This is a genomic window from Lentzea indica, assembly GCF_012184385.1.
In the GTDB taxonomy this organism is placed as follows: Bacteria; Actinomycetota; Actinomycetes; order Mycobacteriales; family Pseudonocardiaceae; genus Lentzea; species Lentzea indica.
Genome location: NZ_VSRL01000317.1, coordinates 1 through 9,384 on the forward strand (window position 1 = coordinate 1; position 9,384 = coordinate 9,384).

Sequence of the window (9,384 nt, forward strand, 5' to 3'; positions counted from 1 at the left end):
CGCCCGGTCGGCACGACCGGTGCCCGCGTCCTTCGCCGTCCGCGGCACGACCGCCGTGGTCGAGGTGGCGTCGGCGGCCGGGCTCACGTTGCTGGACGAGCCCGCGCCGCTCGACGCCACCAGCCACGGTGTCGGCGAGCTGCTGAAGGCCGCCCTGGACGTCGGCTGCACCACGATCGTGCTGGGGCTGGGCGGCAGCGCGTGCACGGACGGCGGCGCCGGAATGCTGGAGGCGCTGGGCTCCGCGTCGTTCGAGGGCGTTGACCTGGTGCTGGCCTCGGACGTGGACAACCCGCTGCTCGGCCCGACCGGTGCGGCGGCGGTCTACGGGCCGCAGAAGGGTGCTTCACCCGATCAGGTCGAAATCCTCGAAGCCAGGCTGTCCGCCTTTGCCCAGCGGATCGGGCCGGAGTACGCGTCACGGCCTGGCGCAGGCGCGGCCGGCGGGATCGGTTTCGCCGCGCTCGCGGTACTGGGTGCGAGGTTCCGTCCGGGCATCGAGGTGGTGCTGGAGCTGGCCGGGTTCGCCGAGGCAGTGGCCGACGCATCGTTGGTGATCACAGGCGAAGGATCGCTGGACGCCCAGACGCGGCACGGCAAGGCGCCGTTCGGGGTGGTCAGGGCCTCGGGGGACGTGCCGGTGGTCGCGGTCGCGGGACAGTGCTCGGTCGCGCCGGGCGACCTGGGGTTGAAGGCCGCCTACGCGCTGTTGGACGTCGAACCCGACGTCACGAGGTGCATGGCCCAGGCTGATTCGCTGCTGGGCGTTCTCGGCGGTCGCATCGCACGCGACTGGGTGCCAGAGTGAGTGCCATGGACCTGGTCTTCCGCGCCCGCAGGGTCGTCACCCCGCAGGGCGAGATCGCGTGCGACGTCGGTGTCGTCGACGGCCGGATCGTGGCCGTCGAGCCGCGCATCGACTCGCCGAACGTCGTGCACCTCGCGGACGACGAGGTGCTGCTGCCCGGTCTGGTCGACACCCACGTGCACGTCAACGACCCGGGCCGCAGCGAGTGGGAGGGCTTCGAGACCGCCACTCGGGCCGCCGCCGCCGGTGGGGTCACCACGATCATCGACATGCCGCTCAACAGCATCCCGCCGACGGTCGAGGTGGCGGCACTGGAGATCAAGCGCAAGGCCGCGGCGAACGTGTCCGTCGACGTCGGGTTCTGGGGCGGCATCGTCCCCGGCAACCTCGCCGACCTGAAGCCGTTGCACGAGGCCGGAGTCTTCGGCTTCAAGTGTTTCCTGCTGCACTCGGGCGTGGACGAGTTCCCCGCCGTCACGACAGCGGAACTCGAAGTGGCGCTGAGAGAGTTGGCGACGCTTGACGCGTTGACGATCGTGCACGCCGAGGACGCGCACACGGTTCGTGACGCCGAACCGGACTACCCGGGGTTCCTCGCGTCACGGCCGCGTGAGGCGGAGAACCGGGCGATCAACGATGTCGTCGAGCTGACCCGAAGGACCGGCGCTCGCACGCACATCCTGCACCTGTCGTCGTCGGACGCGTTGCACATCATCGAGGCGGCGCATCGCGATCGGCTCCCCCTGACCGCGGAGACCTGCCCGCACTACCTCACGTTCACGGCCGAGGAGATCCACGACGGGCAGACGGAGTTCAAGTGCTGTCCGCCGATCCGCGAGGAGTCGAACCGCGAGGCGTTGTGGCAAGGGCTGCGCGAAGGCGTGATCGAGCTGGTCGTCAGCGACCACTCGCCGAGCACGGTGGAGCTGAAGGCGGGCGATTTCGCCACGGCGTGGGGTGGGATCGCGTCGCTGCAACTCGGCCTGCCCGCGGTGTGGACAGGGGCACGGGAACGTGGTTTCCACCTCACCGACGTCGTCCGCTGGATGGCCGCGCATCCGGCGCGTCAGGTCGGGCTGGAGTCGAAGGGCGCCATCGAGGTCGGTAAGGACGCGGACCTGGTGGTGTTCGCGCCGGACGAGACGTTCGTGGTGGACAAGAACAAGCTCCACCACCGCAACCCGGTCACGCCGTACCACGGGCGGGAACTGCACGGTGTCGTGCGCCAGACGTGGTTGCGCGGCAAGGAAATCGGTCAGACGCAAGGCAAGTTGCTCAGAAGAGGAGAAGCATGACGGAGTGGACCCGGCTGCCCGATCTCGCCTCACGCGCGGTCGGGGGTGGTGTGGTGTGGGCGAACGACGAGCTGTTCGCCGAGCGGGAGAACCTGATCAAGCCAGCCGAGCCGGTCTACCAGACCTACACCTTCGGTCACAAAGGACAGGTCTACGACGGGTGGGAGACCCGCCGACGTCGTGAGGCCGGCGTCGACCAGGCGGTGATCCGGCTCGGCATGCCCGGTGTCGTCAAGGGAATCGTCGTCGACACGGCGTTCTTCAAGGGCAACTACCCGCCGTTCTGCTGGGTCGAGGGCGCCCAGGTCGACGGCTATCCGGGCGCCGACGAGATCACCGAGTGGTTCCCGCTGGTCGAACGCTCCGCGCTGAAGGGCGACGAGAAGCACTTCTTCGACGTGAGCGAGGGCCGTCGCGTCACGCACGTACGCCTGACCATCGACCCGGACGGCGGCGTCGCCCGGTTGCGCGTGCACGGCGAACCGCTCGCCGACCCGCGCCTGCTCATACCGGGCATCGACCTCGCCGCGCTGGAGAACGGCGCTGTCGTCACGGGCTGCAGCAACATGTTCTACAGCTCGCCCAACAACCTCATCTCCCCTGGTCAAGCCACGGTCATGGGAGAGGGCTGGGAAACCGCGCGCCGGCGTGACGACGGCAACGACTGGGTGTCCGTGCGGCTCGCCGCGCCCGGCGTCGTGCAGCTGGTCGAGCTCGACACCAGTCATTTCAAGGGCAACGCGCCGGGCTGGGCGTCCGTCTCCGCGCGCGACGAGCGCAAGGACCCGGAGGCGTGGTTCGACCTCCTGCCGCGCACTCGGCTGCAGCCCGACACGCGGCACCGGTTCGTCGTGGACGGAGCGGAGGCGACCGAGGTGCGGCTGGACATCTACCCGGACGGTGGGATGGCAAGGCTCCGTCTGATCGGAACTCCTACGAGCGATGGCGTAGCGCACCTGCGGTCGGCATGGGCTGAAAGCAGTAGCTGAGAACGGTTGTCCGACCGTGGTCGGATTTTCGCGATACCTCCGTCGGTTGCTTGTGTTGCACGGTCGATGAAAGCGTTTTCCTCCTGCAAGATCAGGATCCAGGGAGGAAATGCATGCGACCGATGACGCGCGTTCTCGGGGCCGCGTTCGCGAGTTCCGCATTGGTCTTGGGCATGACGCCGCTCGCGTTCGCGGCTCCGGCGCACCAAGTCGGCGCGATCGACTGGAAGCCGTGCGCCGAGGCGCCGGCGATCGATTGCGGCTTCTTGACGCTGCCGATCGACTACGCCGAGCCGGACGGTGAGAAGTTTCAGTTGGCCGTCTCTCGTCGCAAGGCGAACGACCAGTCCCAGCGGGTCGGCGCGCTGGTCGTCAACCCAGGTGGACCGGGTTCTTCGGGTGTGGACTTCTCGTTCTCCGCGGACCAGTACTTCAGCAAGGAGATCGTGGACAGGTTCGACGTCATCGGGTTCGACCCGCGTGGCGTCGCGCGCAGCCAGCCGATCAAGTGCTCGGCCGAGGCGGTGCAGCGGCCGCACACGGACCGCCCGAAGACCGTGGCTGAGTACGACCAGCTGGTCGCGTACAACAGGGAGCTGGGTGAGGACTGCCGCAAGCAGTCCGGCCCGATCTTCGACCACGCCTCGACGAAGGACGTCGCGAACGACATCGACTCGATTCGTCGTGCGCTGGGCGAGAAGAAGATCAGCTACTACGGCGTCTCGTACGGCACGATCATGGGTCAGCACTACGCGGAGCAGTACGGCAAGAACATCCGCGCCATGATCATCGACTCCAACATGGACCGCAGCCTCGGCGCGAGGAAGTTGCTCGAGACCGAGGCGCGTGGCGGGGAGGACGTGTTCAACGAGTGGGTCAAGTGGAACGACCGCACGCCGTCCTCGCCGTTCTACGGTCAGGACCTGCGCAAGATCTGGAAGGACCTGCTCGCCGAGGCCGCCCGCGGTGAGCTGAAGGACCCGCGAGGCAACGTGATCACCCCTGAGCTCCTGGGCGTCCGGTTCCTGAACTTCAGCCACGTCCCGGCGTGGAAGCTGTTCGCCGACTACGTCGTGACGCTCGTCCATGGCGCCTCGGCGCCCCTCAAGGCGTTCGCCGAGGGTGAGACGTTCGAGTACCCGTTCCAGGGCATCGTCTGCAACGACTACAACCTGCGGGTCGCCTCCTTCGCCGAGTACCAGGTCCTGAGCGACGTGGAGAGCCGCGTCGCGCCGAACGTCGTCATGGTGCCGTTCGCGCACGGCGCCGTGACAGGCTGCATCGGGCTCCCCAAGGCCACGAACCCGCCGCATCCGCTGAAGATCAAGAACGCGCCGAAGATCCTGGTGACCAACGCCAAGTACGACCCGGCGACGGTCCACGAGTGGGCGGTCAACGTGCATCGTCAGTCCCGTGACACCACTGTCCTCGTCACGTACGAAGGCTGGGGCCACGGCGTATACGGCCGAAGCGACTGCACGATGAAGATCAACGACGAGTACCTGGTGTCGCTGAAGCTGCCGAACAACGGCACCACGTGTGCCGCGGTCGAGTCACCCCTACGAGTGATGGGCTAGCACACCCGCGGACGATGTGGGCCAACACGACTAACTGAGGGTGGTTGTCCAACCACAGGCTGATTCTTTTACCTACCTCGGTTGGTTGTCTGCGTCACACGATCGGTGGAAGCGTTTCCTCCCGCAAGATCGGGGATCTAGGGAGGAAATCCATGCAACCGATGATGCGCGTCTTTGGTGCCGCGCTCGCGAGTTCTGCATTGGTACTGGGTATGTCACCGCTCGCGTCCGCCGCTCCGGAAGGGCAGCCGGAGTTCCCGGTGGGCGCGATCGACTGGAAGCCGTGCGCCGAGGTGCCGACCATCGACTGCGGCTTCTTGACGCTGCCGATCGACTACGGCAAGCCGAACGGGGAGAAGTTCCAGCTGGCCGTGTCCCGCCGCAAGGCGAACGACCAGTCCAAGCGCATCGGTGCGATGGTCATCAACCCCGGTGGACCGGGTGGGTCGGGCGTCGACTTCTCGTTCGGCGCTGACCGCTACTTCAGCAAGGACATCATCGACAAGTTCGACGTCATCGGGTTCGACCCGCGTGGCGTCGCGCGCAGCCAGCCGATCAAGTGCTCTGCGGACCTGCTGCGGAAGCAACCTTCGGACCACCCGAAGACCGTGGCCGAGTTCGACCAGCTGGTCGCGTTCAACAAGGAGCTGCGCGCGGACTGCCGCAAGCAGTCCGGCCCGATCTTCGACCACGCCTCGACGAAGGACGTCGCGAACGACATCGACTCGATTCGTCGTGCGCTGGGCGAGAAGAAGATCAACTACTACGGCGTCTCGTACGGCACGATCATGGGTCAGCACTACGCGGAGCAGTACGGCAAGAACATCCGCGCCATGATCATCGACTCGAACATGGACCACAGCCTCGGCACGTGGAAGTTCCTCGAGACCGAGGCGCGTGGCGCGGACGGCGTGTTCAACGAGTGGGTCAAGTGGAGCGACCGGGACGCGTCCTCGCCGTTCCACGGCAAGGACCTGCGCAAGATCTGGAAGGACCTGCTCGCCGAGGCCGCCCGCGGTGAGCTGAAGGGCGAGCAGGGCAACGTGATCACCGCCGAGGACCTCGGCGCCGGTGTCGTGAGCATGGGCTACGGCCCGTCCTGGAAGCGGTTCGCGGACCAGGTCGCCCAGCTCGTCCAGGGTGCGCCGGTGCCAGCCAAGCGTTCGCGGAGGGTGAGACGTTCGAGAACCCGTTCGCGGGCATCTTCTGCAACGACTACAACCTGCGCGTCAGCTCGTGGGGCGAGTACCAGGCGCTGAACGCCATGGAGAACCGCGTCGCGCCGAACACGCGTGGTTCGTCGATCGGCCACGGCGCCATGATGGGCTGCGTCGGGTACCCGAAGGCCACGAACCCGCAGCACCCGCTGAAGATCAAGAACGCGCCGAAGATCCTGCTGACCAACGCCAAGTACGACCCGGCGACGGTGTACGAGTGGGCGGTCAACGCGCACCGTCAGTCCCGTGACACCACCGTCTTCGTGACCTACGAAGGCTGGGGTCACGGCGTCTACGACCGCAGTGAGTGCACGCTCAAGATCAACAACGAGTACATGGTGTCGCTGAAGCTGCCGCGCAACGGCACCTCGTGCGCCGCGGTCGAGCCTCCTGCGGAGGCGTCGATCCAGTCGGCGAAGCCGAAGGTTCCGGCTGGACCGTTCTCGGTTCGCTAGCAGTCAGGTCGCGGACCGCACCTCCGGTGTACACGCCGGGGTGCGGTCCGCGAGCACGTATGACCCGGAAGGGTGAGTTCGAGGACTACGTCTCGTCACCGTTTCGGTGCCGTGAGGTGGCCGAATTGAGGCCGTGAACCGCGCGAAACGTGGACGTAACAAGGTCGGCCCCACAGTTCACCTGCGCGAAACGTTCCACGTAAGTGGGTGAAACAGGACGTCCCGATGCTCCCTGCAACCGACGTGCAGTGGAGGTCGAAGTGGATACAGGGGACACCGCCTGGGTGCTCACCAGCGCCGCATTGGTGCTGCTGATGACGCCGGGCCTTGCCTTCTTCTACGGAGGCATGGTCCGTTCGAAGAGCGTGCTCAACATGATGATGATGAGCTTGGGCGCCATGGCCGTGGTCGGTGTCCTTTGGGTGCTGTTCGGGTACTCGGCGGCATTCGGCGCTGACGTCGGCGCAGGCCTGCTGGGCAAACCGTTCGAGTTCTTCGGTCTTGACGGCCTGCTGGCCGCCGACTCGCTCGCGGGCAAGATCCCGAGCACCGTGTTCGTCGCCTTCCAGGCGATGTTCGCGATCATCACGGTCGCGCTGATCTCCGGTGCCATCGCCGACCGCGCCCGGTTCGGACCGTGGCTGCTGTTCGCGGGTCTGTGGGCGACGATCGTCTACTTCCCGGTCGCGCACTGGGTCTTCGACTTCGACGGCAAGGACGAGGCCGGCAACGTCATCGACCCCGGTGGCTGGATCGCCAACAAGCTCCTCGCGATCGACTTCGCCGGTGGTACCGCGGTGCACATCAATGCGGGTGCGGCTGGTCTCGCGCTCGCGATCGTGCTCGGCAAGCGCGTGGGCTGGCCCAAGGAGCCCATGAAGCCGCACAGCCTGCCGCTGGTCGTGCTCGGCGCCGGTCTGCTGTGGTTCGGCTGGTTCGGCTTCAACGCCGGTTCGGCTCTCGGTGCCAACGGCCTCGCCGGTGTCACGTTCATCAACACGCTCGTCGCCACCTGCGCGGCGATGCTCGGCTGGCTGCTCACTGAACGGATCCGCGACGGCAAGGCCACCACGCTGGGTGCCGCCTCCGGTGTCATCGCCGGTCTGGTCGCGATCACGCCCGCCTGTTCCTCGGTCACCCCGATCGGCGCCATCGCGATCGGCGCGATCACCGGTGTCCTCTGCGCCCTGGCCGTGTCGCTGAAGTACCGCTTCGGCTACGACGACTCGCTCGACGTCGTCGGCGTGCACCTCGTCGGTGGTCTGTCCGGCACGATCCTGATCGGTCTGTTCGCCAGCGAGGCGGCCCCGGCCAAGATCAACGGCCTCTTCTACGGCGGCGGTGTCGACCAGCTCTGGCGTCAGGCCGTCGGTGCGTTCGCGGTGCTCGGCTACTCCTTCGTCCTCAGCCTCGCGCTCGGCTACCTGGTGAAGTTCACCGTCGGGTTCCGCGCGTCCGAGGAAGCGGAGGTCGCCAGCATCGACGAAGCTGAGCACGCCGAGCGCGCCTACGAGTACGGCAGCCTCACCAGCGCGCGTGGTACCGGCAAGGCGAGCGTGGCCGCGGGTGCGACCGCGGTCCTCGAGGGGAGCAAGAAGTCATGAAGCTGGTCACCGCGATCATCAAGCCGTTCACGCTCGACGACGTGAAGAGCTCCCTGGAACAGCTCGGGGTGCTGGGCATGACCGTCAGCGAGGTGCAGGGCTACGGCCGCCAGAAGGGCCACACCGAGGTCTACCGGGGCGCCGAGTACTCCGTGGACTTCGTGCCGAAGATCAAGATCGAGGTCGTCGTCGACGACAACCAGGTCGAGAAGGTGCTGGAAGCGGTGGTCGAGGCCGCCCGCACCGGCAAGATCGGCGACGGCAAGGTGTGGGTCACTTCGGTCGACACCGTGGTGCGCGTGCGCACCGGCGAGCGTGGATCGGACGCGCTCTAACAAACTGGGGAGACGGTCCGTGGAGAACAACGAAACGGCCGTCGTCACGGCTGACGACCTGGTGCGAGCACGCGAAAGGCTGCTCGTGCCAGGTCGTCGTCGCTTGGCCGCCGAACCACTGCGCGAGGCACTCGTGGACCTGCACGAGTTCTGGTTGACCAAACACGCGGGGGGAGCGGGGATATCCGGATCGGGTATCGCGCTCGTGGCGGTCGGCGGGCTGGGGCGGCGTGAGCTCGTGCCCTACTCCGACCTCGATCTGGTCCTTGTGCACAACGGCGTCAAGAACATCGACGGGATCGCCGAGAAGCTCTGGTATCCGCTGTGGAACTCCGGCATCGGGCTGGACCACTCGGTCCGCACCGTCGGGGAGGCTCTCCGTGTCGCCGCCGGAGACCTGCGCACCGCGTTGGGACTGCTGGACATCCGGCACATCGCGGGAGACCAGGAGGTCTCGCAGAAACTCGCGGAGGGCGCCCGCCAGGCGTGGCGCGGCAACGTGCGCAACCGGCTGGACGAGATCGCCGAGTCGTCGCAGAAGCGCTGGGCCCGCAGTGGCGAAATCGCGCACCGCGTCGAACCCGACCTGAAGCACGGCCGTGGCGGGTTGCGGGACATCACGATCCTGGACGCGCTGTCGGTCGCGCAGGTGGTCGACCGGCCGTCCGCCGACGTCGGCGAGGCCCGCAAGCTGCTCCTGGACGTGCGCACCGAACTTCGCCGCGTGGCGCGGAAACCTCGTGATGTCCTGCGGGCGCAGGACGGCGACGAGGTGGCCTCCGCTCTCGGTCTGGCTGACCGGTTTGCTTTGGCCCGTTCGCTTTCTTCGGCCGCACGCACTGTCGTCTACGCGTTCGACGTGGCTGTGCGAACTGCTCGGGCCGCGGCGCCGAAGCGTGGGCTCGGGGCGTTTTTGAGGGGTCAGCCGCCACGCAGACCGCTGGACGAAGGCGTTGTGCTGCACGGGTCTGAGGTTTCTCTCGCCCGTGACGCGATTCCCAGCCGCGACCCCGCGTTGTTGTTGCGCGTTGCGACGGCGGCAGCGCGCAGCAAGCACCCGATCGCGACCGGAACGTTGTCCCGGCTCGCGGACTCGGCGCCGGA

9 protein-coding genes are annotated in these 9,384 nt (G+C 67.2%); all 9 read left to right on the forward strand.

Annotated features, from left to right (window positions below):
• Positions 1–808: glycerate kinase family protein (locus tag FXN61_RS43620; RefSeq protein ID WP_167979704.1), on the forward strand; the 808-nt coding region annotated here is incomplete at its 5' end.
• A gap of 5 nt (positions 809–813) precedes the next feature.
• Positions 814–2,103 (forward strand): allantoinase AllB, encoded by a 1,290-nt coding sequence (gene allB, locus FXN61_RS43625; RefSeq protein WP_167979705.1) that lies wholly within the window; start codon positions 814–816, stop codon positions 2,101–2,103.
• Entirely contained in the window at positions 2,100–3,092 is a 993-nt protein-coding gene (gene alc / locus FXN61_RS43630; RefSeq protein ID WP_167979706.1) for an allantoicase, read from the forward strand. Before allB ends, alc begins: the two co-directional genes overlap by 4 nt.
• Before the next feature lie 113 nt (positions 3,093–3,205).
• Complete coding sequence (locus FXN61_RS43635; protein WP_167979707.1) at positions 3,206–4,669, forward strand: alpha/beta hydrolase; 1,464 nt, start codon at positions 3,206–3,208, stop codon at positions 4,667–4,669.
• A gap of 152 nt (positions 4,670–4,821) precedes the next feature.
• Complete coding sequence (locus FXN61_RS43640; protein ID WP_167979708.1) at positions 4,822–5,928, forward strand: alpha/beta fold hydrolase; 1,107 nt, start codon at positions 4,822–4,824, stop codon at positions 5,926–5,928.
• Between the two features lie 5 nt (positions 5,929–5,933).
• Positions 5,934–6,341 carry an alpha/beta hydrolase gene (locus FXN61_RS43645; RefSeq protein WP_167979709.1) on the forward strand — a complete coding sequence of 136 codons (408 nt, stop codon included), beginning with the start codon at positions 5,934–5,936 and terminating at the stop codon, positions 6,339–6,341.
• A 260-nt stretch (positions 6,342–6,601) separates the two neighbouring features.
• The gene (locus tag FXN61_RS43650) at positions 6,602–7,945 is read left to right on the forward strand and encodes an ammonium transporter (RefSeq protein ID WP_167979710.1); all 1,344 of its coding nucleotides are present in this window, start codon (positions 6,602–6,604) and stop codon (positions 7,943–7,945) included.
• Positions 7,942–8,280, forward strand: a complete 339-nt coding sequence (locus FXN61_RS43655; RefSeq protein WP_167979711.1) for a P-II family nitrogen regulator — start codon at positions 7,942–7,944, stop codon at positions 8,278–8,280. The genes FXN61_RS43650 and FXN61_RS43655 overlap by 4 nt, the downstream gene beginning before the upstream one ends.
• A gap of 19 nt (positions 8,281–8,299) precedes the next feature.
• Positions 8,300–9,384 (forward strand): [protein-PII] uridylyltransferase family protein (locus tag FXN61_RS43660; protein ID WP_446684962.1); only part of this gene is annotated, 1,085 nt, incomplete at its 3' end.

Excerpts from the sequence above, each read along its gene's own strand:
- allB (WP_167979705.1), top strand. The coding sequence starts at position 814 with ATGGACCTGGTCTTCCGCGCCCGCAGGGTCGTCACCCCGCAGGGCGAG.
- alc (WP_167979706.1), top strand. The coding sequence starts at position 2,100 with ATGACGGAGTGGACCCGGCTGCCCGATCTCGCCTCACGCGCGGTCGGG.
- FXN61_RS43635 (WP_167979707.1), top strand. The coding sequence starts at position 3,206 with ATGCGACCGATGACGCGCGTTCTCGGGGCCGCGTTCGCGAGTTCCGCA.
- FXN61_RS43640 (WP_167979708.1), top strand. The coding sequence starts at position 4,822 with ATGCAACCGATGATGCGCGTCTTTGGTGCCGCGCTCGCGAGTTCTGCA.
- FXN61_RS43645 (WP_167979709.1), top strand. The coding sequence starts at position 5,934 with ATGGAGAACCGCGTCGCGCCGAACACGCGTGGTTCGTCGATCGGCCAC.
- FXN61_RS43655 (WP_167979711.1), top strand. The coding sequence starts at position 7,942 with ATGAAGCTGGTCACCGCGATCATCAAGCCGTTCACGCTCGACGACGTG.